Source organism: Paenibacillus planticolens (genome assembly GCF_013141725.1).
GTDB classification, from domain to species: Bacteria; Bacillota; Bacilli; order Paenibacillales; family NBRC-103111; genus Paenibacillus_E; species Paenibacillus_E planticolens.
The window spans coordinates 195000-221990 of the sequence record NZ_WHNZ01000061.1 but is presented as its reverse complement, the minus strand read 5'-3'; the positions used below and the strand labels follow the sequence as shown (position 1 = coordinate 221990).

Annotated in this window: 24 protein-coding genes; 23 read left to right on the top strand and 1 reads right to left on the bottom strand. The window is 51.8% G+C overall.

The annotated features are described in order from the left end of the window. The first annotated feature begins 37 nt into the window (after window positions 1-37). From GC097_RS25425 to galU, 5 genes are all read left to right on the top strand, one after another. Entirely contained in the window at window positions 38-301 is a 264-nt protein-coding gene (locus GC097_RS25425) for a YlbG family protein (RefSeq protein WP_028558190.1), read from the top strand. Between the two features lie 212 nt (window positions 302-513). Next, window positions 514-951: a hypothetical protein gene (locus GC097_RS25420; RefSeq protein ID WP_171686079.1), complete on the top strand. Its 438-nt coding sequence runs from the start codon at window positions 514-516 to the stop codon at window positions 949-951. A gap of 114 nt (window positions 952-1065) precedes the next feature. Continuing rightward, the gene (locus GC097_RS25415) at window positions 1066-1977 is read left to right on the top strand and encodes a selenium metabolism-associated LysR family transcriptional regulator (protein WP_171686078.1); all 912 of its coding nucleotides are present in this window, start codon (window positions 1066-1068) and stop codon (window positions 1975-1977) included. Between the two features lie 37 nt (window positions 1978-2014). Continuing rightward, the gene (locus GC097_RS25410) at window positions 2015-2872 is read left to right on the top strand and encodes a PHP domain-containing protein (protein ID WP_171686077.1); all 858 of its coding nucleotides are present in this window, start codon (window positions 2015-2017) and stop codon (window positions 2870-2872) included. Further along, a complete protein-coding gene (gene galU, locus GC097_RS25405) occupies window positions 2869-3750 on the top strand; it encodes a UTP--glucose-1-phosphate uridylyltransferase GalU (RefSeq protein ID WP_171686076.1) in 882 nt (293 codons plus the stop codon). Before GC097_RS25410 ends, galU begins: the two co-directional genes overlap by 4 nt. A gap of 309 nt (window positions 3751-4059) precedes the next feature. On the opposite strand, the gene GC097_RS25400 is transcribed toward galU, so the two are convergent. Beyond that, window positions 4060-5826, bottom strand: a complete 1767-nt coding sequence (locus GC097_RS25400) for an Rqc2 family fibronectin-binding protein (RefSeq protein WP_171686075.1) — start codon at window positions 5824-5826, stop codon at window positions 4060-4062. A gap of 183 nt (window positions 5827-6009) precedes the next feature. Between GC097_RS25400 and GC097_RS25395 the strand changes: the two genes are divergently transcribed. The 18 genes from GC097_RS25395 (at window position 6010) to GC097_RS25310 (ending at window position 26794) form a co-directional block, all read left to right on the top strand. After that, window positions 6010-8805, top strand: coding sequence for a calcium-translocating P-type ATPase, SERCA-type (locus GC097_RS25395; RefSeq protein WP_171686074.1), 2796 nt, complete (start codon window positions 6010-6012; stop codon window positions 8803-8805). Between the two features lie 176 nt (window positions 8806-8981). Continuing rightward, window positions 8982-9815, top strand: coding sequence for a diaminopimelate epimerase (dapF, locus tag GC097_RS25390; RefSeq protein ID WP_171686073.1), 834 nt, complete (start codon window positions 8982-8984; stop codon window positions 9813-9815). A gap of 96 nt (window positions 9816-9911) precedes the next feature. After that, entirely contained in the window at window positions 9912-11786 is a 1875-nt protein-coding gene (locus tag GC097_RS25385; protein WP_171686377.1) for a bifunctional homocysteine S-methyltransferase/methylenetetrahydrofolate reductase, read from the top strand. Window positions 11787-11827: 41 nt separating this feature from the next. After that, window positions 11828-12700, top strand: a complete 873-nt coding sequence (locus GC097_RS25380; RefSeq protein WP_312875729.1) for a YicC/YloC family endoribonuclease — start codon at window positions 11828-11830, stop codon at window positions 12698-12700. Window positions 12701-12734: 34 nt separating this feature from the next. Next, complete coding sequence (gene remA / locus GC097_RS25375) at window positions 12735-12995, top strand: extracellular matrix/biofilm regulator RemA (protein ID WP_009672664.1); 261 nt, start codon at window positions 12735-12737, stop codon at window positions 12993-12995. Next, window positions 12985-13623: a guanylate kinase gene (gene gmk, locus GC097_RS25370; protein ID WP_171686071.1), complete on the top strand. Its 639-nt coding sequence runs from the start codon at window positions 12985-12987 to the stop codon at window positions 13621-13623. Before remA ends, gmk begins: the two co-directional genes overlap by 11 nt. Continuing rightward, the gene (gene rpoZ, locus GC097_RS25365; protein ID WP_167064132.1) at window positions 13624-13845 is read left to right on the top strand and encodes a DNA-directed RNA polymerase subunit omega; all 222 of its coding nucleotides are present in this window, start codon (window positions 13624-13626) and stop codon (window positions 13843-13845) included. It abuts the gene before it with no gap. Window positions 13846-13914: 69 nt separating this feature from the next. After that, window positions 13915-15135 (top strand): bifunctional phosphopantothenoylcysteine decarboxylase/phosphopantothenate--cysteine ligase CoaBC, encoded by a 1221-nt coding sequence (gene coaBC, locus GC097_RS25360; protein WP_171686070.1) that lies wholly within the window; start codon window positions 13915-13917, stop codon window positions 15133-15135. Then, window positions 15135-17648 carry a primosomal protein N' gene (priA, locus tag GC097_RS25355; protein ID WP_171686069.1) on the top strand — a complete coding sequence of 838 codons (2514 nt, stop codon included), beginning with the start codon at window positions 15135-15137 and terminating at the stop codon, window positions 17646-17648. Before coaBC ends, priA begins: the two co-directional genes overlap by 1 nt. 40 nt (window positions 17649-17688) lie before the next feature. Further along, window positions 17689-18171 carry a peptide deformylase gene (gene def / locus GC097_RS25350; protein ID WP_171686068.1) on the top strand — a complete coding sequence of 161 codons (483 nt, stop codon included), beginning with the start codon at window positions 17689-17691 and terminating at the stop codon, window positions 18169-18171. After that, a complete protein-coding gene (gene fmt, locus GC097_RS25345; RefSeq protein WP_312875728.1) occupies window positions 18168-19124 on the top strand; it encodes a methionyl-tRNA formyltransferase in 957 nt (318 codons plus the stop codon). Before def ends, fmt begins: the two co-directional genes overlap by 4 nt. A gap of 180 nt (window positions 19125-19304) precedes the next feature. Continuing rightward, window positions 19305-20618: a 16S rRNA (cytosine(967)-C(5))-methyltransferase RsmB gene (gene rsmB / locus GC097_RS25340; protein WP_312875727.1), complete on the top strand. Its 1314-nt coding sequence runs from the start codon at window positions 19305-19307 to the stop codon at window positions 20616-20618. Between the two features lie 349 nt (window positions 20619-20967). Beyond that, window positions 20968-22038 (top strand): dual-specificity RNA methyltransferase RlmN, encoded by a 1071-nt coding sequence (gene rlmN, locus GC097_RS25335; protein WP_376768423.1) that lies wholly within the window; start codon window positions 20968-20970, stop codon window positions 22036-22038. A 12-nt stretch (window positions 22039-22050) separates the two neighbouring features. Then, entirely contained in the window at window positions 22051-22815 is a 765-nt protein-coding gene (locus tag GC097_RS25330) for a Stp1/IreP family PP2C-type Ser/Thr phosphatase (protein WP_171686066.1), read from the top strand. Next, on the top strand, window positions 22812-24947 hold the full coding sequence (pknB, locus tag GC097_RS25325; protein WP_171686065.1) for a Stk1 family PASTA domain-containing Ser/Thr kinase: 2136 nt from the start codon (window positions 22812-22814) through the stop codon (window positions 24945-24947). The genes GC097_RS25330 and pknB overlap by 4 nt, the downstream gene beginning before the upstream one ends. Next, on the top strand, window positions 24947-25876 hold the full coding sequence (gene rsgA, locus GC097_RS25320; RefSeq protein ID WP_171686064.1) for a ribosome small subunit-dependent GTPase A: 930 nt from the start codon (window positions 24947-24949) through the stop codon (window positions 25874-25876). The genes pknB and rsgA overlap by 1 nt, the downstream gene beginning before the upstream one ends. 6 nt (window positions 25877-25882) lie before the next feature. Next, complete coding sequence (gene rpe, locus GC097_RS25315; protein ID WP_171686063.1) at window positions 25883-26533, top strand: ribulose-phosphate 3-epimerase; 651 nt, start codon at window positions 25883-25885, stop codon at window positions 26531-26533. A 15-nt stretch (window positions 26534-26548) separates the two neighbouring features. Beyond that, entirely contained in the window at window positions 26549-26794 is a 246-nt protein-coding gene (locus tag GC097_RS25310; protein ID WP_171686062.1) for a hypothetical protein, read from the top strand. Window positions 26795-26991: the final 197 nt, after the last annotated feature.

Here is a 26991-nt window from a genome sequence, read left to right as displayed (position 1 = left end):
ACTCCATAACTAGTATTATTGAAAAGAGGTAGCAATCATGATGATTGAGCGTAGCGGGTTGATCATTTGGGTCAACGATATCAAAGCCGCCAGAAACTTGGAACGGTTCGGATCACTTCATTACATATCCAAGAAAATGAATTATGCAGTTCTTTATATACATGCAAGCAAAGTAGAGGAGACGACTCGAAGCTTACTCAAGCTGCCCTACGTCAAAAAAGTCGAGAAGTCTTACCGCAACGAAATCAAAACCGAATACAGTAGTGATGTGCCGGACAAAACTAGATTTTACACCCTTTGAGGCTGCAGTGCAAAACGAAAGCTTCGAAAGAAGCTTTTTTTATTTTTTTGAATTTTTAGATAATAAGCATTTTTTCATGATTTCACAAATATTTATTAATAATTTTATATATTCTTCCATGGGAAAAAAAGTTATAATCAAGTAAAGTATAACTTACATACAGTTAGGGAATAGGTACACGGTCTCATTTTAGTAGGAAAGGGGTTGTGATCATGAAAGACAAGGTAATGGGGAGATGGAGTACTTATGAACCATTCTTCGTACAGCTGGGCGATAAGAAAGTGGCGGATGTCGTGATCACGAATCATGCCAAGCTGAGATGGACTGATCGTGTTTCCAGCGAAAACAATTCACTCGAGGAAATCTGTGCTTTTCTATGGGAAAAGCTTAAAAATGATAGCGTCGTCTCGTATTATCGCAATGAAGAAGACGTTTATCTGATTGATGACGACCTTGTTGTCGTTGCCGAGTTTTCTCAATTGGAGCATGAAACGGATCTGGTCGGCAACCCGCTGCACAAGATGATCATCGTCACCTTCCTCGGGCGAATGTCCGAAACGATGGAACTCCGCGATTTGAAATCATATTATTCTTGGCTTAGACACTCGCGTCGCATGACGTTGATCAAGAACAGCCGTAAGCGTCGTTAATCGAATAATGGGCTAGGTAAAGAGTGTGTCGATCGCGGCATGCTCTTTTTTATGCCCTGAATGGACTGTCTGCGTTCAATTTCATATAATGGTAGCAAAGAGAGGCGGGTTTTCATGGCACTTAATTTTCATCAACTCCATATTTTTTATACCGTTGCGGAGAAAGGCAGTTTCTCTCATGCAGCCGGAGCTCTGCATATGACACAGCCTGCCGTAACGATGCAGGTTCAATCCCTTGAGGATTATTTCGGCGTGAAGCTGTTTCACCGCAGTACGAAGAAGATTGAGCTTTCCGAAGCGGGACGGGCATTGATGCCGTTTGCTAAGAACAGCATTGAGCTTATCCGCGAAACGGACGTTGCGATGTCCAAATTTACCAAAATGATTGAAGGGCGGCTGCAGCTGGGCGCAAGCTTAACGATGGGCGAATATATATTGCCCCGTCTGCTGGGTCCTTTCAGCAAGGATTACCCGAACATTTCGGTTTCCATGAAGGTGATGAACACGACGCAGATCCTCGATGAAGTGCTGGGGCATCAGCTAAACTTCGGGCTGGTTGAGGCGCCGATTCATCATCCGGATGTTCATACGGAAGCTATTCTGAGCGATGAACTTATGCTTATCGTGCCTGCCGATCATCCGCTTGCGGACATGGACGTCGTTACGCTCGAAGAGGTGCTGAAATATCCGTTCGTTCTCCGTGAGCAAGGTTCCGGGACAAGAAGAGTGATGGAAGAGGAGTTTGCCCGCTGCAACATGGATTGTTCCTCGATGAAGATTGTCATGGAGCTTGGCAGCACAGGGGCCATCAAATCGGCCGTTGAAGCCGGGCTGGGCATATCCATCCTGTCGCAGTCTTCCGTTAAGCATGAAGTGACGTTAGGTTTGTTTAAAGTGAAGGCGATTGAGAACATTAGATTCGAACGCAGCTTCTATGCGATTTATTTGAATTCTACGCTGCTTCCTATATCCGCTGTAAGCTTTATGACCTTTTTGCGGCAAGAAGATTTGAGCCGTTTCCTTTAAAAAGTATGATTTCCGGTGAAAACAAGGGGGAGCAGAAATGACAGAAAAACGGGAAGCGGACTTGCACACGCATACGACAGCTTCAGATGGAACGCAGCGGCCTGCTGCTAACGTTCAAATGGCCTGCGACGCAGGGCTGGGGGCAATTGCCATCACCGATCATGATACCGTTTCAGGGGTGGCCGAGGCGCTTGAGGAAGGTCTCAAACTGGGGATTGAAGTCGTGCCTGGGGTCGAGATTTCAACGGTCCAAGGCGGGCAGGATATCCATGTGCTCGGTTACTATATACAAATTGATGACGAGCTGTTTCTTCAGAGATTGGCCTCTTTGCGCGACACTCGAAATATTCGTAATGACATGATCATTGAACGTTTGCAGCAGCTCGGCATGGAAATTACGATGGACGACGTTCTCAAGGAAGTGGCGAACGTTAAACGTAAAGGCGATACCGTCGGAAGACCTCATATTGCGGCCGTACTTCTTAATAAAGGTTATGTTTCGTCGATCAGCGAGGCATTTGACAAGTATTTGGGCACGGGAGCTGCCGCCTACGCTAATCCGCCGCGCATCACGCCGGAAACGGCCATTCAGTGGATTCATGAGGCAGGCGGAAAGGCCGTGCTCGCTCATCCCGGCATTTACCATGACGATGCGCTCGTAGAGGCGATTACATTGCAGGGACTGGACGGTATTGAGGTGTATCATTCCGACCACACGCCGGAAGACGAGGCCAAATATCTTGTACTTGCTCAGCGTACAGGACTTCTCATCACGGCAGGTTCCGATTTCCATGGCGAACGGGGCGGCGTTGTGTTTCATGCGCCTATCGGTTCGAAGCGAATAGGGATCGACGTGTTGCGAAACCTACAAAAAGAGAAGGAGCAGCGCCCTTGAAGAAGATTCGCAAAGCCATTATTCCTGCAGCCGGTTTAGGGACGCGATTCCTGCCGGCTACCAAAGCTCAGCCGAAAGAAATGCTGCCGATCGTAGATAAGCCCGCTATTCAATATATCGTGGAAGAAGCGATTGAATCCGGGATCGAGGATATCATTATCGTAACAGGCCGCAACAAGCGTGCTATTGAGGATCATTTTGACAAATCTTTTGAGCTGGAAATGATGCTGGAGGAAAAAGGCAGCACACAATTGCTGAACATTGTGCAGTCCGTCTCCAACCTGGCCGATGTCCATTATATCCGGCAAAAGCAGCCCCTGGGGCTCGGACATGCTATCTTGTGCGCGCGCAAATTTATTGGCGATGAGCCCTTCGCGGTTCTGCTCGGCGATGACATTCTCCAGTCTTCGCCGCCGGGACTCAAGCAAATGATGGACATTTACGAACAGACCGAATCGTCCGTTATCGCTGTACAAGAAGTGCCTTGGGAAGATGTGAGCAAGTATGGGATCGTCTCCCCATCAACGAGCGGCGGCAGCTACCGCTTAATTGATGATTTGGTGGAGAAGCCTGACCGCGACCAAGCGCCTTCGAACTTGGCGGTGATTGGCCGCTATATTATCATGCCGGAAATATTCGGGATTCTGGAGCGTCAGGAGCCTGGCCGCGGCGGGGAAATTCAGTTGACGGACGCCCTCCGGGTGCTCAATAAAGAGCAGCAGATGGCCGCTTATTTGATGCAAGCGAACCGCTACGACGTTGGCGATAAGATGGGGTACATCGAAGCTACCATCGAGCTTGCCCTGCAGCGTCCGGATTTGCAGAAGCAAGTGAAATCATACCTTTTATCTCTGATTCGGAAATTGGAATCGGAATAGCTGCGGCCCTAAAAAGAGGATATTCCATAAGTGAAGGAAGCTAACTGGAATAACTGGAAAATCTCCTCTAAATGGCTCGAAAAAGGACCTCGCAGGGAGTATAGAAGGAAAACCTCCCGTTAATTTGACTGGATTTAGCAGATTCTTACGAGATCAGCGCTAATAGAGGGGGTTTTTCCAGTTAATTGGATATGATAACCTTCTGCACTCAAATTAAAGGGAATTTTCCCTTATTTTGCCCACAGAAGTATAACTAAAACAAAAGGCTGTCCCCCAAGTAGAATCTACTAAACTGGGGACAGCCTCTTTTTATTTAATCGTTACTTTCATCTGCTTGATTTCATGTTCGTCCGGTGTTACAAACAGCGTTTTCTGATTGACATAGATGACGAATCCGGGTTTGGAGCCATTCGGCTTATGAACGTGTTTGATCGTTGTGTAGTCGACAGGGACTTGGCTGGAGTGCTTCGCTTGACTGAAATAAGCGGCTAGCTGCGCAGCTTCCCGCAGCGTAGTCTCGGAATAGCTGTCGCCCCGGATCACGACGTGAGAGCCTGGAATATCTTTCGTATGCAGCCAAGTATCAGAAGAAGCGGCGAGCCGGTTCGTTAAAAATTCGTTCTGTGTATTGTTCTTGCCGACATAGATCGGAATTTGTTCGCTGGACATATAGCAGGCCAGAGCGGGTTTATCCTTTTTCTTCTTCATTTTACGCTGTTTTTTGTTGCGGTCGCGGATATAGCCCTGTTCCATAAGCTCGTCGCGGATTTCCTCAATATCGCTTAACGAAGCTACGCTTAGCTGCTGCAGCAGGGAGTTCAAGTACGTAATCTCTTGGTGGGTTTGTTCAATCTGCTCCTCGACGATGGCCGTACTGTTTTTCATTTTTGTGTACTTTTTAAAATAGCGCTGCGCATTTTCCGACGGGCTCAGCAGCGGGTCCAAAGGAATTCGGATCAGAGCTTGATCTTCATCATAGTAGTTGACCGTTTCAATCTCCCGATCTCCCTTTTTAATGGCATGCAAGGAGGCAGTCAGCAGCTCGCCCAGAATCCGATATTTATCGGCATCTTTGGAATCATCGACGGTTTCCTGCAGTTTCTCCAGTTTTTTTACATTTTTATTGGATTCATTATGCAAAAAACGGAGCAAATCCGCCACGCGCTGCTTGACCGTATCTCTCTCTGCTTTGTCCCCGTAAAATGCCTCTATGCAAGCGCTTGGCGCCATGTATGTCGTGGACTCGCCGTCAATATGAGTGAGCGGCGTCATGGCAAAGAACAATTTGTCGGTGCTTTGCTGCTCGATAATGACGGGTTCGTCGCGATGCTCGCGCGCAGCCGTCATGACGCTGTCAAAGGCTTGCCACAGAGCCCCCAAGTCAACCTCTTGCCCGCTTTCCCCGCCTTGGCGGCTGCGATACACGATCTCCTTGGCAATCAGAGGACTTAATCCGCTGAATGCAGCGACTAGCCTCTGTTCGGGTTTATCCGAGTTCGCAGTTTCCTCTCCAACCGTCTGATCCATCGCTTGCCGGAAGGCTGTCTCATCCGCTTCAAGCGGATTTTGCTTATTCTGCGCAGGCGGCGAGACATATTTGCTCCCCGGCATCACAATCCGATAGGAGGAGATGGCAGGGGTTACGTGGTGAATGCCGTCCAGAATCGTGTCTGTCGCCGGATCCAGCAGAATGATATTGCTGTGCCGGCCCATAATCTCCACGAGGATTTGTTTGGTGCTCATATCGCCTAATTCATCACGGTGTCGAATTTGCAACCGGATGACGCGTTCCATGCCGATTTGTTCCACAGCTTCAATAACCCCGTTCTCGCAATGTTTGCGAAGCAGCATGCAGAACATAGGGGCATCCAGAGGATTCAAAGACGTTCCTTCCGTGAGCTGGACTCTGGGATAGGTGGGATTCGCTGAAAGCAGAAGCTTTACATTTTGCCCTTGCGCCCGGATTTGCAGGATGATGTCATTCTCGCTGGGCTGGTGAATTTTATTAATGCGGCCTCCTACACACGTTTGTAATTCATGAACAATCGCGTGCAAGACTAGTCCGTCTAAAGCCATGATACATACAACTCCATTCTAGGTTGAAAACTTTGCTAATCTCTATGATGCCATACTTTTAACAAAAACTTAAGCATTAGTCGCCGGGAAAGATGATTTCAGGGATATTTTCCGGCTTGTCTGAATACATTTACGTATGAGCGAGAGCCAAGATCAAGTGGGAAGTGGGAGGGAGAAGGGCGAATGAGTCAGAAAATGTGGTACCAGTTGACATCGGAAGAAGTCCTGCAGCTACAGCAGGTGGACATGCAGCAAGGATTGCCCTGGGAAGAGGCTTGGAAGCGGCAGGGAGAAGCGGGTCGCAATGAGCTCTCTGAAGGGAATCGCGTCTCTCCGATTACGCTGCTTTTGAATCAATTTAAAGATTTCATGGTGCTGGTTTTATTGGGGGCGACCCTGATATCCGGCTTGCTCGGCGAATATTTGGATGCCATTACGATCGTTGTCATCATTGTGATGAACGCCATTCTCGGCTTTACCCAAGAGTTTCGCGCCGAGCGTTCGCTGCGCGCACTGAAAGAATTATCTGCTCCTAATGCCAATGTCTGGAGAGAGGGGGCCGTTCATCAAATACCGGCTCGCGATCTGGTGCCGGGCGATATTATTTTAGTTGAAAGCGGTGACCGGATTCCGGCAGACGTACGTTTCCTTGAGACGAACGGGGTCTATATCGAGGAATCCGCGCTGACAGGCGAGTCTGTCGCAGTCGGCAAGCAAACGACAGCTATTCCGCAGGAGGAAGTACCGCTCGGGGATCAGCGAAATTTGGGCTTCATGGGAACGATGGTTTCGCGAGGCACAGCCAAAGCTGTTGTCGTCCGAATCGGAATGAACACCGAAATGGGCAAAATTGCCGATTTGATTCAAAACACGGAATCGATGGAAACGCCGCTTCAGCACCGTTTGGAGCAGCTTGGGAAGATTTTGATTATCGTCGCCATCGCGCTGACCGTTCTCGTCGTCGTTGCAGGCATTATGCATGGACAACCGCCTTATGCGATGTTCCTCGCAGGAGTCAGCTTAGCGGTCGCTGCGATCCCCGAAGGGCTGCCGGCCATTGTGACGATTGCCCTCGCGCTTGGCGTCCAGCGGATGATCAAACGCAAAGCGATTGTCAGAAAGCTGCCTTCCGTTGAAACATTAGGATGCGCTTCGGTCATTTGCTCCGATAAGACAGGAACGCTCACACAGAACAAAATGACAGTCACCCACTTATGGATTAGCGGCGATGTGCTGGAAGTGACGGGAGACGGGTATGCGCCGGTCGGAGATATTCACATTGGCGGGCACAACGCCGACTTGGTCAAAAACCCTTCTCTAAGCAGGCTGCTTCATGTGTCCGTGCTTTGCAACAATGCAACATTATATGAGGAAAAGCAGGAGCAGAAGCGGAAGAAAGGCAAGGACGCCAAAGAGAGCAGTGTCTCCGTTTGGAATATTAAGGGGGATCCAACCGAAGGGGCGTTAGTTGTTTTGAGCGCGAAGAGCGGCATTACACACGAATCGCTTCATGATAAGTACAAGCGGATCGCTGAATTTCCTTTTGACTCTGAACGCAAACGGATGTCTGTTCTCGTCGCTTCGGATAGCGGGCGCATGGCCTGCACGAAGGGAGCTCCCGACGTCCTGCTCCAGCATTGCAGCTACATTCTGTGGGACGGCAAAGTGATTCCGTTTACGTCTACGCTTAAGCAAAAAGTAATGGCTGCCAATGAAGGCATGGCCAGATCGGCCCTTCGGGTGCTCGGCATCGCCTATAAAGAGCTGAAAAGCACGGACCGCTACGATGATTATGAAACAGTGGAAAATGGTTTGATTTTCATCGGGTTAACCGGCATGATCGATCCGCCTCGCAAAGAAGTGCGCGAAGCCATTTCCAAATGCCGCAAAGCGGGCATCAAAACGGTCATGATTACCGGCGACCATCAAACGACGGCAGAAGCGATTGCCAAACAGCTCGGCATGATTCAAGGCAATGGAGTGAGCTTGAGCGGGCAGCAGCTTGCGTCCATGTCGGACGAGGATCTCGAAGCCAAGGTGAATGATACTTACGTGTACGCGAGAGTATCCCCGGAGCATAAGCTGCGCATCGTCAAAGCCTTGCAGCGCAAAGGACATGTTGTCGCCATGACGGGGGACGGGGTGAACGATGCGCCGGCGATTAAAGCTGCGGATATCGGCATTGCCATGGGGATTACGGGGACGGATGTTTCCAAAGAAGCTTCTTCTTTGATTCTCAGCGACGACAATTTCTCCACGATCGTTGCAGCGATCGAAGAGGGGCGGGGGATTTACGAAAACATTCGCAAATTTATCCGGTATTTGCTTGCCTCCAACGTAGGCGAGATTATGACGATGTTCATCGCGATGATGGCGGGTCTGCCATTGCCGCTTGTCCCGATTCAAATTCTGTGGGTGAACCTGGTGACGGACGGACTTCCTGCTATGGCGCTTGGCGTTGACCAAGCAGAGAAAGATTTGATGCAGCATAAGCCGCGCTCGGCGAAGGAAAATATTTTCGCAAGACGGCTCGGCTGGAAAATTATTTCCCGCGGGATCCTGATCGGCGTTTGTACGCTGGCGGCTTTCTGGCTCGTGCTGCGGACGGATCCATCGGATGCCGCCACGTTGTTGAAAGCGCAAAGCGTCGCATTCGCTACGCTGGTAATGGCTCAACTGATCCACGTGTTCGATTGCCGCAGCTCGCGTTCGATTTTTCACCGCAATCCGCTGCAAAACCGTTACCTTGTGCTTGCTGTGCTTTCCTCGCTCGTGCTGATGCTGGCCGTTATGTATGTGGAAGCTCTTCAACCTATTTTCAAAACCGTTCCTCTCGGCTGGAAGGAGTGGATTCTCGTTCTGATCGCGGCCGGTATCCCGACCTTTCTCATGGGTCTGGGCAGCGTGCTGTCGCCGAAGCGTACGAAAGGGGCGCGTCCGACTGCTTATCGCCCATCATCGAAAGCAAGCTTCCGATAAGCTTGGATTTGGAGCTGTCTCACATGGTCTTATGGACCTGTGGGGCAGTTTTTTGTTGTTTGGGAACCGAGGCCAAAATCGAAGATCGACGCAAAAAAACGGGAGAAAGGGCTATGCATTCAAGCCTATTTACGCTATGATATTGGCTAAAACACACATTTGGAGTGCTGAACACAATGAAATTTACAAAATTGCATGGTTTAGGCAACGACTTTATTGTCATAGCTGGTGAAAAAGAACTTCCTGCCGGTGTGGATCAGCTTGCGATCCGGTTGTGCAACCGATTTTTTGGAATTGGCGCCGACGGCTTAGTATATATTCTTCCTTCCGAGAAGGCGGATTTTAAAATGCGTATTATTAACTCCGACGGGACTGAGCCCGAGCAATGCGGCAATGCGATTCGTTGTGTGTCTAAATATGTTTACGATCACAAACTTACCGAATCGACGGAGATTACGGTAGAAACATTGGGAGCAGGAGTACAGAAGGTCCAACTGAATGTGCAAGAGGGGAAAGTCGCTACGGTCCGGGTGGATATGGGGCAGCCGATTTTGCAAGGACTTGAAGTGCCTACGACCGTAGACGAGGCCAAAGTCATCGATCATCCGATCGAAGTGGACGGCAGAGAGTTTCGGTTTACGGCTGTTTCAATGGGGAATCCGCATTGTGTGATTTACGTGGAGGATGCGGTCAACTTTGACCTTGCAACGTGGGGGCCGAAGCTGGAAGTTCACCCGATGTTTCCGCGCAAAGTCAATGTTGAATTCGTTAGCGTAAGAAATCGCGCTTACACCGATATGCGCGTTTGGGAGCGGGGCGCAGGTCCTACGCTTGCTTGCGGGACCGGTGCTTGTGCGACGCTTGTGTCTTCCGTGTTAAACGGGCTTACCGACCGTCAGGCTACGGTTTCGCTAAAAGGCGGAGAGCTGTTCATCGAGTGGAATGAAGAAGATAATCACGTTTATATGACGGGACCTGCCGAAGAAGTGTATCAGGGGACGTTGGAGTAGCCATCTATCAGAATTATTGATAAACGTTTATCTTAATATCTCCCATCATTTGTGATACAGTATAACTACATTTTTTTAGTAAGCGGGGAGATTATGATGAAACTGGATCTTCGAGCGGCGCTGCAGCGGGAAATTTTGACCGGTGACGGCGCTATGGGGACTTATTTATATCAAATGGGATTTCCTGTGGGCATTTCTTATGAAGAACTGAATTTGCTCAGACCGGAAACGGTCGCTGATGTGCACCGCCGTTATTTTGAGGCAGGTGCTCGTCTTATTGAAACGAATACGTTCTCGGCCAACAGAGAAAAACTATCCAAATACGGGTTGGAAGGCGACGTTGAAGCGATTAATCGCGCCGGCGTAGAGCTTGCGAGGAAAGCTGTCGGAGAGGACGCTTATGTCGTCGGAGCCATTGGTTCGATCCGTGCCGGCAAGCGCAAAAATGTGCGCACGGCTGATGTCGAAGAAGCGCTGCGCGAGCAGATTTCCATTCTGCTGGATTCGCCTGTCGACGGTTTGCTGCTGGAAACCTTCTATGATCTGGAAGAGCTGCAGCTGGCGCTGCGCATCATCCGCAGTATGAGCGAACTGCCGGTTATTTGCCAGTTTGCGAACGAAGGAACGGGCAGCACGCAGGACGGCGTTCCGCTGCAGGAAGCTTTCCTGCGGCTGCGTGACGAGGGCGCCGACGTCATCGGCTTCAACTGCCGCGTCGGCCCGAACGGGATTCTCCGCTCGATGGAGAAACTGACCCCGCTGGCCGGCGTGCCGTTCTCCGCGTTCCCGAACGCGGGGCTGCCCGACTACGTCGACGGCCAGTACACGTACGCGGCGACGCCGCAGTACTTCGCCGAAAGCGCGTTGCGCTTCGCCGACCTTGGCGCGCGCATCATCGGCGGCTGCTGCGGCACCACGCCGGAGCATATCGCCGCAGTCGCGAAGGCGCTGCAGGGCTACGTGCCGGCAGCGCCGGGCACGGCGGCCCCCGCGCAGGGCGTGCGCGTGCTCGAGCCCGCGCCGGCGATGCCTGCGCCGCCGGCAGGCAAGCCCTCGCTGCTGGAAATCGTGAAGCAGCGCAAAACCGTCATTGTCGAGCTGGATCCCCCGCGGGATCTCGACATCGAGAAATTTATGCAGGGCTCCAGGGCCCTGCAGGATGCGCACGTCGACGCCATTACAATGGCCGACAATTCGCTCGCGGTGACACGCATGAGCAATCTGGCACTGGGTTACCTCGTGCAGGATAAGCTTGGCGCGCGTCCGCTGATTCATATCGCGTGCCGCGACCGCAACATGATCGGGACGCAGTCCCATCTCATGGGGCTTCACGCGCTGGGCATCGACCATGTGCTGGCCGTGACCGGCGATCCCGCCAAATTCGGCGATCTCCCCGGGTCCAGCTCGGTTTACGATCTGACCTCCTTCGAGATCATTCGGATGATCAAACAGCTGAACGAAGGGATCGCATTCTCCGGCAAGCCGCTGAAGCAGAAGGCTAACTTCGTGGTAGGAGCTGCTTTTAACCCGAATGTCAAGCATTTGGACAAAGCGGTTCAGCGCTTGGAACGCAAAATCGAGGCCGGCGCCGATTACATCATGACGCAGCCGGTTTACGACGCTAAGCTCATCGAACAAATTTATGAAGCGACCAAGCATCTGAATATACCGGTCTTCATCGGGATTGCGCCGCTCGCCAGCGGAGGGAATGCGGAATATTTGCACAATGAAGTGCCGGGCATCCGGTTGTCCGACGACGTTAGGGCGCGGATGAGCGGACTCAAGGGTCCGGAAGGCCGGGCGATGGGCGTGGAAATTGCCAAAGAGCTGCTGGATGCGGCAATGCCTTACTTCAACGGCATCTACCTTATGACCCCGTTTCTGGCGTACGAGATGTGCGTAGACTTGACAAAGTATGTATGGGAAAAGTCGAATCGTCATGATTTCCACTTGTACCCACTTTCAAAATGAATTAAAATAGGGTAATGGATGTGATGAGGATGATTTGCAGTATGACCGGATTCGGACAAGCGAATCGTTCTTTTGCGGGATACAACGTGTTTATCGATGTGAAATCGGTCAATCATAGGTATAGTGAAGTGTCGATTCGAATGCCCAAGGAATGGGCTGTCTTTGAAGACGCTTTGAAGAAAACGGTGCTGCAAGCTGTGAGGAGAGGACGCGTCGACGTCTTCATCACAGCGGAACGTGAAGCGGCTTCCACCAAGAGCGTAACGGTTGACTTCGCACTGGCAGATGCTTATTTACAGGCTGCCGAGCAGTTGAAAGGGCGCTATGGGTACGCCGAGCAGGTCGGGCTCAAAGATTTATTAAGACTTCCTGATCTCGTTCAGATGAAAGAATTGCGCAAGGAGCCTGACGAAGAGATCGAACGGGAATTGTGCGCCTGCTTGCAGGAGGCCGTTGCCCAATTATCCGATATGCGGATGCGCGAAGGCGCATTTCTGGAGCAGGATATTCGCGAGCGCTTGGCTGAGCTGAAACGGATCCATACGGAGCTGGAAGCTTTAGCGCCAGGGGTCGTGCAGGATTATGCGGCTAAGCTTACGAGCAGAATTCAGTCGCTCCTTCAGGAACAGACACCTGTCGATGAGCAGCGGCTGGCGACAGAAATTGCGATTTTCGCAGATCGCTCAAATGTGGATGAGGAATTGACTCGTCTGAAGAGTCATTTCGGGCAATGCGATCAATTGCTTACAGAGAAAGAGCCTGTCGGACGAAAATTGGACTTTCTGATTCAAGAAATGAATCGGGAAGTGAACACGATCGGGTCCAAATCGAATCACTCGGAGCCTACGGCTAGAGTCATTTCGATGAAAGCAGAGCTTGAAAAGATGCGCGAACAAATACAGAATATCGAGTGAAGCGGCATGGAGCTTCGCGAGGAGGAAGCCCTAAATGGCTATCAAATTAATCAATATCGGGTTCGGCAACATTGTATCGGCGAACCGTATTATCTCGATTGTGAGTCCGGAATCGGCTCCGATCAAGAGGATCATTCAAGAGGCGCGTGATCGTCACATGCTGATTGACGCTACATACGGCAGAAGAACCCGTGCCGTTATTATCACGGACAGCGATCATGTGATCTTATCGGCAGTACAACCAGAGACGGTAGCACATAGACTTTCCAACAAGGACGATGATCATGACGAGTAATACGAACACTCTTGACCGTGAGAGAGGTATTCTGATTGTTTTATCCGGCCCATCCGGTGTCGGCAAAGGAACGGTGTGCGCCGCGCTGCGCAAGTGCTCGCCGGATATCGTGTATTCCGTATCGGCGACAACCCGTTCTCCAAGACAAGGGGAAGTCGACGGTGTCAACTATTTCTTCAAAACACGGGAGCAATTCCAACAGATGATTGATTCGGATGAAGTGTTGGAATGGGCGGAATATGTAGGCAATTTCTACGGTACGCCGAGACGTTTTGTTGAAGAAACGCTGCGCTCCGGCCAAGATGTCATCTTGGAGATTGAAGTGCAGGGTGCTTTGCAAGTCAAACAAAAGTTTTCCGAAGGCGTGTTTATTTTCTTGCTGCCGCCTTCGCTGGATGAGCTTGAGAACCGGATCGTAACCCGTGGTACGGAAACCGATGAGGTGATCCGCAGCCGCATGTCGGTGGCCGTTGACGAAATCCGCTTGATGGAACACTACGATTATGCTATCGTAAATGATCACGTGGAAACAGCTTGCTCCAAAATACATGCGATTCTTACGGCTGAACATTGCAAAAAAGAGCGCATGTATCCCAAAATCGTACAATGGATAGATGAGGTGAAATAAATGTTATATCCTTCAATTGATAAACTGCTTGACATTGTCGACAGCAAGTATTCGCTCGTTGTCGCTGCTTCCAAAAGAGCGAGATCCCTTCGTGACGGCGCAAAATCAGACTTGAAAGGCCACAAAGCCCATAAGCATGTTGGTCTGGCGCTTGAAGAGCTTTACGGCCACTACATTGGCTATGAGAAAATCGAGCCGACAGAGAATGAGAAAGAGAAATAAATCGCTTACCCAACAACCCTTCGTGGTTGTTATTTTTTTCTCAGAATAGCGGATAGAAGGGGGATACCCATGAGTGCTTTGCAAGGTAAAACGATTGTACTTGGCGTTTGCGGAGGCATTGCCGCCTATAAAGCCGCTGCGCTTACAAGCAAGCTCACACAGGCGGGTGCATCGGTGCGCGTCATTATGACAGCTTCTGCCGTTCAGTTCGTAGCTCCGCTGACGTTCCAAACGCTGTCTCGTCATCATGTATTTGTGGATACCTTCGATGAGAAAGATCCCTCCGTTGTTTCCCATATCAACTTGGCGGATAGCGCCGATCTTGTGCTGATTGCGCCGGCAACAGCCAATACGATCGGCAAACTGGCGCTGGGACTTGGCGACGATATGCTTAGCACTACGCTGCTCGCCACAACCGCGCCGATCTGGGTTGCGCCAGCGATGAACGTGCATATGTACGCAAATCCGGCTGTGCAGACGAACATGCAGACTTTGCTCAGCCGTGGCGTGCGTTTCATTGAGCCGGGCGAAGGGCAGCTTGCGTGCGGGTATGTCGGAAAAGGCCGGCTTGCGGAGCCGGAGGAAATTTTTGCCGCGCTCGAGCGGCATTTCCAGGGGGAAGTTCGCCTTCTCGAAGGAAAGCGGGTGCTCGTGACAGCCGGAGGCACCGTAGAGCGCATTGACCCGGTTCGTTATATTACGAACGATTCTTCAGGCAAAATGGGCTATGCCATCGCAGAAGAAGCTGTGCGTATGGGTGCTAAGGTGACCTTGGTATCAGGGCCAAGCGCTTTGCCCGTGCCTGCCGGCGCAGAGCTTGTTCCTATTCAATCCGCGCTGGATATGCGCGAAGCGGTTTTGTCCCGTTTTGAGGAAAGTCATGTGGTGATCAAAGCGGCTGCGGTCGCTGACTACCGCTCTGCGGTTATCGCCGATCAAAAGATCAAGAAAAAGTCCGACTCGCTCACGCTGGAATTGGTGAAAAATCCGGATATTTTGCAGGAGCTGGGTACGCTGAAAAAGCATCAGTTCGTCATCGGCTTTGCTGCGGAAACGGAGCGTTTGGACGAGCATGCGATGGACAAGCTGAGCCGCAAAAATTGCGACCTCATCGTCGGGAACGACGTGTCCCAGGAAGGGGCAGGCTTTAGCGGAGATACGAACGTCGTGCGGATTTTCGACCGTGACGGACTCGTAGAAGCTCTGCCTATACAGAGCAAGAAAGATGTGGCGCGCAGACTGCTGGAGCTGGCCGCCGATCGTCTGCCGGATAAAGCGAGGGAATCCTGATGTACGCCAAGGTCATTGTCGATGTCCCTGCGAAACAAACGAACCGGGCGTTCGACTATGAAGTCCCTTCCTCTTTGCGGAAGTGGGTTGAGGTAGGCAGCCGCGTTGGCGTGCCTTTCGGGCCCCGGGTGCTTCAGGGCTTTGTCGTTGAATTGCATGAGGAAACGCAGCTGGATGCGAAGCGGATTAAGCCTATACAGAACGTCCTGGACCTGGTGCCTCCTTTGACGGACGAGCTTGTCTTGCTTGGCAGATGGATCAGCCGCATGTATTTGTGCCATGAAGTCACAGCGCTTCAAGCGATGCTGCCCGCCGCACTCAAAGCGAAGTATGAGCGGGCGATTGAAGTAGGCAGGGAATCCGGCGAGCAGTCGCTGCTGGACATGCCGGATTTGCAGGCGATCGTTGCCTTTGTTGCATCCAAAGGCTCCGTTCCGATGGACGCTTTGATGGAACGCTTCGCTGCGGATGGCGCCCTCATCAAGCAATTGCTGGGCGCAGGCATTTTGACCGAAGTCCAGATGGTTAAAGACCGCATGAGCACCAAGAAGGCGCTGACGGTCTTCCCTCCGGCCGGCGGCAACGGACTGGAGCAAGCCTTATCGGAGCTTCCGGCGAGAGCGAACAAGCAGCAGGAAGTGCTGCGCTATTTGATAGAGCATCCTTATGCCATTCGGCTAACCGAGCTGATGGAAACGGTGGAGGTGGGAGCTTCTACGGTCAAAAGCTTGGCCGATCGCGGATGGATCGAGCTGCGCGAAGTCGAAGTGATGCGCGACCCCTATGCGGGTCGTGCTTTTGCGAGGACGAAGCCGCTCTCGTTAACGGAGGAGCAGAGCCGTGTTTTCACGGAAATTCGGGATGCTGTCGCTGAGGAGCGCCATGAGGTCTTTCTTCTCCATGGCGTTACGGGCAGCGGTAAAACCGAAGTCTATTTGCAATCCATCCAGCAATGCTTGGATATGGGCAAAGAAGCGATCGTACTCGTTCCCGAGATTTCGCTGACGCCGCAAATGGTCGAACGCTTTAAAGGGCGGTTCGGCGATTTGGTTGCCGTCCTGCACAGCCGGTTATCGAACGGCGAAAGGTACGACGAATGGCGTAAAATCACCCGCAAGCAAGTGAAAGTCGTCATCGGCGCCCGTTCCGCGATTTTTGCTCCTTTTACGAAAATTGGACTTATCATTATTGATGAGGAGCATGAGTCCTCCTACAAGCAGGAGGAGAGCCCCAAGTATCACACCCGGGATGTGGCCGTTAAGCGAGCGAGCATGCAGGGAGCTGCGGTTGTGCTCGGCTCAGCGACACCTTCGCTGGAAAGTTTGGAGAAGACGAGGCGGCGCCGGGATCGGGATCGGCCTCCTTACAGACTGCTGACGATGAAAGAGCGGGTAGCCAACAGGCCGATGCCGCCTGTCGCGATTATCGATATGCGGGAAGAGCTGAAAAGCGGAAATCGCTCGATGTTCAGCACGGCCTTGTATAAAGCGATTGAAGATCGGTTACACAAGAAAGAACAGATTGTTTTGCTGCTGAACCGGAGAGGGTATGCGACTTTCGTCATGTGCCGCACATGCGGGTACGTTTCGTCATGTCCGCATTGCGACATTTCCCTTACGTACCATCAGAGCTCGCGCATGCTGCGCTGTCACTATTGCGGTTATGCCGAACGCGAGGTTACGGAGTGTCCCAGCTGTCAGTCTAAGCATATTCGCCATTTCGGCACGGGCACACAGCGCGTGGAAGAGGAGCTTGGCAAAATCTTCCCGGGCATCCGCGTCATCCGGATGGATGTCGATACGACGACGGAGAAGGGATCGCATGAAAAGTGGCTGACGATGTTCCGCGAAAAGCAGGCCGATGTGCTGCTCGGTACGCAGATGGTGGCCAAAGGGCTTGATTTTCCCGATGTGACCTTAGTCGGGGTTATCGCAGCGGATACCGTGCTGAATATTCCGGATTTTCGTTCGGCGGAGCGGACGTTTCAGCTTTTGACGCAAGTTGCCGGGCGGGCCGGACGTCATGAAAAGCAAGGGGAAGTGTTCGTCCAGACCTACACTCCCGAGCATTACAGCGTGCAATACGCAAGTCAGCATGACTTTATCGCGTTTGCCAACCATGAGCTGGATGTACGCGCAAATTTAGGCTATCCGCCTTATCAACGATTGATTTTGGTCACTTTTTCACATGAGCAGGTGCCGCTCTTGGTGCGCTTCGCGGAAGCTTTTGTTATGAGGCTTAAAGAAATCGCTGCGCAGCATTCTACGAAACAAATTGACTTGTTTTCAGAAGCGGTGTCCCAAGATCAGACGTTCCAAATGGACGTGCTGGGCCCGGTTGCATCGCCTATTTCCCGAATCAAAGATAGATATCGGTTCCAATGCGTGGTAAAATATCGTGGGGAAGATCAGGCAGCAGAGATTGTCGGCCAGACGGTGGCTTGGTTTGAAGAGCGCTCATCGAAGGAAAAGCTGATGATCAGCGTGGATGTTGATCCGCAATATTTGATGTAAGGAACCCCAAATAGAGAAGACTTAAAGGTAGGTGCACGTTATGGCTATTCGTATTATTGTCAAAGATCCAGATCCTGTGCTGCGAGAAAAAGCGATCACAGTTACCAAATTTAATTCCAATCTGCATAAATTGCTTGACGATATGGCAGACACGATGTATGAGGCAGAGGGCGTAGGCCTTGCTGCTCCGCAAATCGGCATTCTCAAACGCGTGATTGTCATGGATTGTGGAGAAGAACATGGCGGACTGATCGAAATGGTCAATCCGGAAATCGTTTCGTCGAGCGGCGAACAAATCGGACCGGAAGGCTGCTTAAGTATTCCCGGGCTTCGCGGGGATGTCACGCGTGCCATGAACGTAACAGCCAAAGGGCAGGATCGCAATGGCAATCCGATTGAAGTCAGTGGTACAGAACTGCTTGCCCGTTGTATTTTTCATGAAATCGATCATTTGAACGGGATTCTGTTTACGGACCTGGCAACCAAAACATACACTAGCGACGAAGAGGAAGATTCTGAGTGAACATCATTTTCATGGGTACACCGGATTTTGCAGTACCTTCCCTACAGGCTCTCCTGGAGGAAGGCTATAACGTGACGACGGTTGTCACGCAGCCGGATCGGCCGAAAGGACGCAAACGCGTCCTAACGCCACCGCCGGTGAAGGTGGAAGCAGAGAAGCACGGCATTCCGGTGCTGCAGCCCGAGAAGCTGCGCCAAGCGGATTCGGTGGAGCTTTTGCGCGAATTGAAGCCTGATCTGATTGTGACGGCCGCATACGGTCAAATACTGCCCAAGGCTGTTCTGGATCTGCCGAAGCACGGATGTATTAACATTCATGCGTCTTTGCTGCCTAAGTACCGCGGCGGGGCGCCAATTCATCATGCAGTAATCCGCGGTGAAGCGACTACAGGCGTCACCATTATGTATATGGCCGTCGGGCTGGATACGGGTGACATGATTGCGAGCGTAGAGCTTCCCATTGAGGATACCGACACGACGGGTACTTTGTTTGAAAAGCTGAGCATCGCGGGCAGTGAGCTTCTGAAGCGCATCTTGCCGGATTTGCTCGCAGGACGTATTACGGCTGTCCCGCAAAATGAAGCCGATGCGATCTATTCTCCGAATATCCGCAGGGAGGACGAGCTGATTGACTGGTCGCGCTCGGCTGTGGATATTTGGAATCAAGTGCGCGGCTTGAACCCTTTCCCAGGCGCGTACACGCTTTGGAATGGGGAAGTTATGAAGGTTTGGGGCAGCGCGAATCCGAAGGGAACTAAGAGCTCTAGTGCCGCAGAGGTACCTGTTCCGGGTACGGTTCTGGGCAGCAGCGAGCACGGCATCGAAGTGATGACCGGCGAAGGCACGCTGTGGCTGACAGACATTCAACCGGCCGGCAAGAAGGCGATGCCCGTGTCTGAGTTCATTCGCGGCGTGCAAATCGCACCCGGCACGATATTCGGCAGTGTGAGCTAGGACCGGCCATTACTTAACAAAAATGAGGTATTCGATTTGTCAACGCAAAAACCTAACCGTCCGCACCATGGACCTACCCAATCACAGGGGGCTGGCAAGCCCTCGTCGTCAAAACGATCCGGCGGCGCTGCGAAGAGCAGCGCTGTTAAGCGTTCTGCCCGCGATGCAGCGCTGGATGTATTGATTCGTGTTGAAGAGAATCAATCGTACAGCAACCTTCTGCTTAATCAGGTTTTGCAGAAGCATGCGCTTGAACGCGCGGATGCGGGGCTGGCGACAGAGCTTGTGTACGGGACCATCGGACGTAAAAATACGATTGATTTTTTCTTGGAGCGTTTTGTCAGCAAAGGGCTCGCGAAGCTGGAGCCCTGGGTTAGATGCTTGTTGCGGCTGAGCTTCTATCAGCTGTATTACTTGGACCGCATTCCCGACCATGCGGTCGTGAGCGAAGCGGTCAATATCGCGAAGCGCCGGGGGCATCAGGGCATCTCGGGTATGATCAACGGCGTGCTGCGCGCGATTATCCGCAGCAAAGCGGAACTGCTGCTTCCGGCTGCGCTCGGCGACGTGAAGCGCATCGCGCTGGGCCACTCCCATCCGGAGTGGCTCGTGCGCAGATGGATTCGCCAGCTGGGCCCTGAGCTGACGGAACAGATCTGTGCGGCGAACAACGAGCCGCCGCACGTGAGCATTCGCGCGAACGCGAGGCACCGCAGCCGTCAGGAGCTGCTGGAGCAGCTTCAGGGCAGCGGGCTCAGCGCGGAAGCGTCCAAGCTGGCCCCGGCCGGGATACTTGTACAGGGGGCCGGGAACATGGCTTTGTCCCCCGGCTTCCTGCAAGGGGACTTCTCGATTCAAGACGAGAGCTCGATGCTCGTCGCCGAAGCTCTGGAGCCGCGTCCAGGCATGACGGTGCTGGACTGCTGCGCCGCCCCGGGCGGCAAGACCGCCCATATCGCCGAGAAGATGGCGGATAGCGGCAAGATTTGGGCTTGTGATCTGCACGAGCACAAGCAGAAGCTGATCGCAGATCAGGCGGAGCGTCTGGGATTGTCGTCCATTCAGACGCTCGTGATGGATGCTGCGAAGCTGGACGAGCATTTTGCGGCGGAGTCGTTCGACCGCATCCTGCTCGATGCGCCATGCTCGGGCTTAGGCGTTATTCGCCGCAAGCCCGACCTGAAGTGGGCGAAGCAGGAGGCTGAGATCGAGGCGATCAGCGAGCTGCAGTACGCGATCTTAAGCCGGGTACACCGGCTGCTGAAGCCGGGCGGCGTGCTGGTCTACAGCACGTGCACGATTGAGCATGCGGAGAACGCCGGCATGGTCGAGCGCTTCCTCGCGGAGCACCGCGACTTTGAGCTCGAACCGCTTCCGGCGGACGCTTTTGCGAGCGTTGATCCTGCGGCGGCTGCCGCAGGGATGGTGCAAATTTTGCCGCAGCAGTTTCATTCCGACGGCTTTTTCATCGCGCGTCTGCGCAAGCGTGCTTAGTTAGTGCTTAGCAAGTGTCTGCTACTGGCAGCCGCACTTCTGAGTCTATTGGACTGAGATGCCGCTATTTGTTATTTTAAGGATGAAAATACGGATCTACGGACTCAAGTGCCGCTATTTCACTGAAATGGATCCAAACACCTATAAAATGGACAAATAGCAGTCACCCAGTCCGTTAACGCCGGATCATGAAGCCAATATCAAAAATAACGGCTTCTGAGTCCGATCAAGAGCCATATCGTTTCCCTGAACACCTTCAAGAGGGGGATGTGTGTTCGTCCCCGCTTTGTGATAAAATAGACAAGATTAGCAATAGAGCTGAACAAATAACAACAGGTTGTGATAAATAGTGTCCATTAAACCGTATTTGAAAGAAAAACCATTTGTATATGATTTAAATTGGGATGAGTGGCAGAGCTGGGTGAAAGAAAACGGCGAGTCCTCGTTTCGGGCCGGGCAAATTTTTGACTGGCTTTATATCAAGCGTGTATTCAGCTTTGATGAGATGTCCAACTTGCCGAAGACGCTGCGTGACAAACTGAAAAATCAGTTTGAATTTGTTACGTTGTCCGAAATCGCGAAGTACCAGTCGCAGGATGGCACGGTCAAGTTCTTATTTGAACTGGAAGATAAGAATGCGATCGAAACGGTCGTCATGAAGCACAATTACGGCAACAGCATTTGCGTTACCACGCAGGTGGGCTGCCGGGTCGGTTGTACGTTTTGCGCATCTACGCTTGGCGGTCTTAAACGGGATTTGAGACCCGGAGAAATTGTCGCTCAGGTTGTTAAAGCCCAGAAGCTGCTGGACGAAACGGGAGAGCGCATTTCTTCTATCGTCATTATGGGAATTGGCGAGCCTTTTGAGAATTATGAATCGACGATGAATTTCCTGCGCGTGATGATTCACCCGAAAGGTCTGAACATCGGCCAGCGTCACATTACGGTATCGACGAGCGGAATTGTGCCGAACATTTATAAGTTTGCGGATGAGAATCTGCAAGTCAACTTGGCGATATCCATCCATGCTCCGAATGATGCGCTCCGTTCTAAGCTGATGCCTGTCAATCGCAGGTTTCCTTTCGTGGACTTGATCGAAGCTTGTAAATATTACATTGCCAAAACCGGCAGACGTATTACGTTTGAATATGCCCTCATGGGGGAAGTGAATGACCAGGCTGAACATGCAGAAGAGCTGGCGCAAGTGCTAAAGGATATGCCGCTTAGCCACGTGAATCTGATTCCTGTGAATTTCGTGGCCGAACGGGATTTCAAACGTACGCCCAGAGACGATATCTTCACCTTCCAACGAATTCTTGAGAAGGCCAAAATCAATGCCACCATACGTCGTGAACAAGGCAGTGACATCGCAGCTGCTTGCGGACAACTGCGCGCGAAGCATATGGAGAGCAAGTCATGAGGTGAAATCCGGATGAAGATGGTAAGCCGTACAGATATCGGTAAAGTCCGTCTAGTGAATGAGGACCGCGCCGCCGTACAGCATGAGCTGAATGGCCTTTCTTTGGCTATTGTCGCTGATGGTATGGGGGGGCACCAGGCTGGTGATATCGCCAGCCAAATGGCAATTGATTTGATCAGAAATGAACTGCAATCCATTCATTGGGGAATGCCCGTTGAAGCTTGCAGGCAAGTGTTGAAGGAAGCGATCGAGAAGGCGAACGAGCAAATTTATGCATTTGCCTCCGGACAAGAAAATTATCATGGCATGGGGACGACGGTCGTTGCCGTGATTGCTTCGCAAGAGCTGCTGATTATCGGTCATATCGGTGACAGCCGTGCTTACAAAATTTCCGGCGAGTCGATCACTCAGCTAACGGAAGACCATTCTTTGGTGTATGAGCTTCTGAAGTCGGGCCAGATTACCGCCCAAGAAGCCGATCATCACCCCCGGCGCAATTGGATTACGCGCGCGCTGGGCACAGAACCGGGCGTAGAGGTGGATTTATACGAGTACTCGTGGCGTCCCGGAGATACGATTCTGATCTGCACCGATGGTTTAAGCGGTTTAGTTGATTCAGGCGACATTCTACGCATTGTCAAAACGCAGGGTCAGTTGGAGGCTGCTGCCGAGCAATTAATTCAAAGCGCACTGGATGAAGGTGGGGACGATAACGTAACGGTGGTTTTACTTGCGCACGATCCAGATTCGGACGAAAAAAGGGGTGATGGGAATTGATCGGTAGAAAGCTTGGAGGCCGCTATGAAATTTTAGATCGCATTGGCGGAGGCGGAATGGCTTTAGTCTACAAAGGGCATGATCTTCTATTAAATCGTAAAGTGGCTGTAAAAGTACTGCGTCAGCAGTATGTGCATGACGAAGAGTTTATTCGTCGCTTCCGCAGGGAAGCTCAAGCGGCCGCTTCCCTTTCTCATCCTAATGTCGTCAGTATTTATGACGTGGGACAAGAAGAAGATGTGCATTACATTGTCATGGAGTACATAGAAGGTACGACCTTGAATGATTTAATCAAGGAGAGGGCGCCGCTGCAGGTGGAAGATGCCGTTCACTATGCCAGCCAAATTGCAGATGCGCTCGATCACGCCCACCATAATGAAATTATTCACCGGGATATTAAGCCGCACAATATTTTGATCGGCAAAAACGGCCGCGTCAAAGTAACGGATTTCGGTATCGCCCGGGCGGCTACGTCTTCTACGATTACCCAAACGGGGGCGGTTGTAGGTTCCGTGCATTATTTCTCACCGGAGCACGCGAAAGGCACGAATACCGGCGAGAAATCCGATTTGTATTCCCTCGGTATCGTGATGTATCAAATGCTGACGGCTCGGCTGCCTTTCCTTGGCGAAAGCCCGATTTCCGTGGCTTTGAAACATTTGCAGGAAGATGTGGAAGATCCTCGCAAAGTAAACCCTCTCATTCCGCAGAGCGTGGAAAATATCATTTTGAAGGCCATGCGCAAAAAGCCCGAAGAACGCTACCAGTCTGCGAAGCAAATGATGGCCGATCTGGATACGTGCTTGCACCCGGATCGCCGGAATGAAGCTAAGGTCGCTTTCTGGGATGCCGACGGCATGGACGAGGAGCGTACCTTGGTGATGCCGGCCATCCGCGCGGATCAGCTTGTGAAGTTCGACGACGACGACGATGAGCCAGAGAAGCCCGCTTTGCGCGAGGAGCCCGCTCCTGCGAAAGGGAAGGGCTGGGTGAAGCCGATCGTGTGGATCGTCATTTTGTTGATGATTCTTGGGGCTATGTGGTATGCGGTCGGGTATGTGAAAGGGATGTTCGCCGTTGAGACGGTGGAGGTTCCGGACGTGGTGAACAAGACGCTGACACAGGCGCAAGCCGAATTAACGGCTGCCAAGCTTGGCTTCACCGTGGAGATCGATGCGGAGAGCAAAGCGCCTAAGGATACGGTTATCCGTCAAAATCCCAGCGGCATGCGAATGAACGTAGGCACGAAGGTGACGCTGTACGTCAGTAAAGGCGCTCCCAAAATCAAGATGGAAAGCTACATCGGCCAGCAGCTCAAAGACGCCAAGCTGAAGCTGGAAGCGCTCGGGATTAACGATGATCAGATTACGTTCACGCAAACGACGACGGATGATCCGCCCGACACAATCCTGAAGCAAACGCCTCTAGTCGGCGAGGAATTTGAGCTTGATAAAGCAGCGATTACCTTCGTCGTAAGCAAAGCAAAGGAAACGTTCAAAATGCCGGATCTCGTCGGCATGACGGAAGCTGAAGCGAAGGCGCAAATCGCCAAGCTGAACCTTAAGCTTGCTGCGAACGGCATTACGCGCGAGAAAAGCTACAAGGTGGCCAAAGGGAAGGTCATCAAGCAGTTTCCGTATGATAAAGACACGGACGTTTCTGTCGGTTTCGAAATCTCGCTGATCATCAGCGACGGGTTGCCGGAGGATGCCGGGCAAGTGACGGTTAGCATCCCTGTGAAGCCGACGACGGAGGGCAAGGATTCCGAGTTCAAAATTATCGTTAGCGATGCGCAGTACGAGAATTTCGAATACAAAACGGAAAAAGTGTCGAAGCCTCAAAATTTGGATGTGAAAGTGATTGTTTCTCCGGATAAGAAAGCCGTCATTTTGATTAAAGAAGGGGACAACTTGGTTAACTCGATTACGCGTACGTATCAAGATTATTTGGATCAAAAGAGCGGCAAGACCGTATCGCCGAGCCCTTCCCCATCGCCTGGAGCATCGCCCAAACAGCAAAATAACGGGCCGGCTATTCCGGTTGGCGGCAATGGCAACGGTAACGGTCAAGGTCAAGGTCAAGGCCAAACAGGCGGCACTGCGTCTAAACCACCTGCCGGAGGCACAAATTAATGCCGCCAGGAACGATTGTTAAAGCTTTGAGCGGCTATTACTATGTGCTGCCCGAAGGCGTGGAGCTTCAGGAAATCAATATGATTACCTGCCGCGGCAGAGGCGTGTTTAAGAACAGGAAGATAACCCCCCTTGTCGGGGACCGGGTGATGTTCGAGGAGACGGAGAATGGGGAAGGCACGGTGACCGAAATCCTGCCCCGAACCTCGGAACTTATTCGTCCTCCGATTGCCAATGTGAATGTGGTCGTACTTGTCTTTTCGGTCACGGAGCCTGTCCTGAATTTACAGCTGTTAGATAAATTTCTTGTTCATATTGAACATACGGGCATTGAAGTTGTCCTCTGCTTCACCAAAAGCGATCTGCTGTCAGGAAATAGCGATGCCTCCGCTCCGAAGGAAATGACGATTGCAGAGTTGGAGCGGATCACGAAGCTGTATGAGGGAATCGGCTATACCGTGCTGAAAACGAGCTCCAGGCTGAAGGAAGGTGTGGAAGCGATTCTGCATTATCTGGAAGGCGCGGTCGGCGTTTTCGCGGGGCAATCCGGCGTCGGCAAGTCATCCTTGCTGAATGAAATGATTAGCGGCCGCAATCTGGAGACGAATGAGATTTCCCAGCGACTGGGCAGGGGGAAACATACCACCCGGCATGTTGAACTGCTTCCTTTGAACAATGGAGGCCTGGTCGCGGACACGCCGGGGTTCAGCCAGTTGGATTTCATGGAAGTCGATGCCGAAAGTTTGGGCAGCTGCTTCAAGGAGTTCGCGGAAGCAGCGGAGGGCTGCAGGTTCAGGGGCTGTCTGCATCTTCATGAGCCGGATTGCAAGGTTCGGGATGCGGTGGCCGAAGGAACGATTGCTGCTTCGCGCTATGATCATTATTTGTTGTTTTTAGGGGAAATCAAGGATCGCAAAAGGAGGTATTAGGAACGGATGGTACATGTAGCACCTTCTATTTTATCAGCCAACTTCGCTAAGCTCGGTGAAGAGATTAAAGAAGCCGAGCTTGGCGGAGCAGATTGGATCCATGTGGATGTCATGGACGGCCATTTCGTGCCGAATATTACGATTGGTCCGCTTGTTGTTGAAGCTATACGTCCGGTGACGAAGCTGCCGCTGGACGTCCATTTGATGATTGAGCAGCCTGACCGCTATATTCCTGACTTTATTAAAGCGGGCGCAGATCTGATTTCCGTCCATGTGGAGGCTTGTACGCATCTGCACCGGACGCTGCATCTGATCAAGCAAAGCGGCGTCAAAGCGGGGGTTGTTCTTAATCCGGCAACGCCGATTTCGCTTATTGAACATGTGCTTGACGAGCATCTGGATCTTGTTCTCATTATGACCGTAAATCCAGGCTTCGGCGGGCAAGCGTTCATTCCTGGCATGCTGAGCAAAATTCGCGCGCTGCGCGAGCAAGCGAACGCCAAGGGGCTGAGCGGGCTTCACATCGAGGTTGACGGCGGTATCAACGAAGCAACGGCCCGTCAGGTGACCGAAGCGGGAGCCGACGTGCTTGTTGCCGGCAATGCCGTATTCGGGCAGACGGACCGCGCTGACGCCATCCGACGAATTCGCGGGTAGAGGGGAGCCGGACAAATGAGATTTCTCTGGCTGTTTCTGTACAGTCTGGTTTGTGCCGTGCTTCTCACGTGCTTTTCCAACATACACGATGTCACGAAGTATATCTTTTCACTCGGAGCCTTGTATTTAGGGATGCGTTTCTTCCGCCGGTTTGAGGGGCTTGGGTTTCGGATTTGGTTTATTGTGATCGCTGTGGTCTTATATTTCATGTTCAGCTTAATTTATGCGCTATACACGCAGATGGGTATAACTGCACCCTAGCCGCATACATATAGTTACAAGAGCGATGCGCTCTTGTAGCTTTTTTTGCTTTCTGGAAGCGAATAGATCGGAGAAAGTAAAATACAAGGTACTTTTTCACGGCTGGGGCATATACTGTTGTAATGATGTTAGTGCTCACGAAGTCGAAGTCGGTCTTCGGGCATGCGTCCGTTTACTGGCGAAAACTCTAAGGAGGG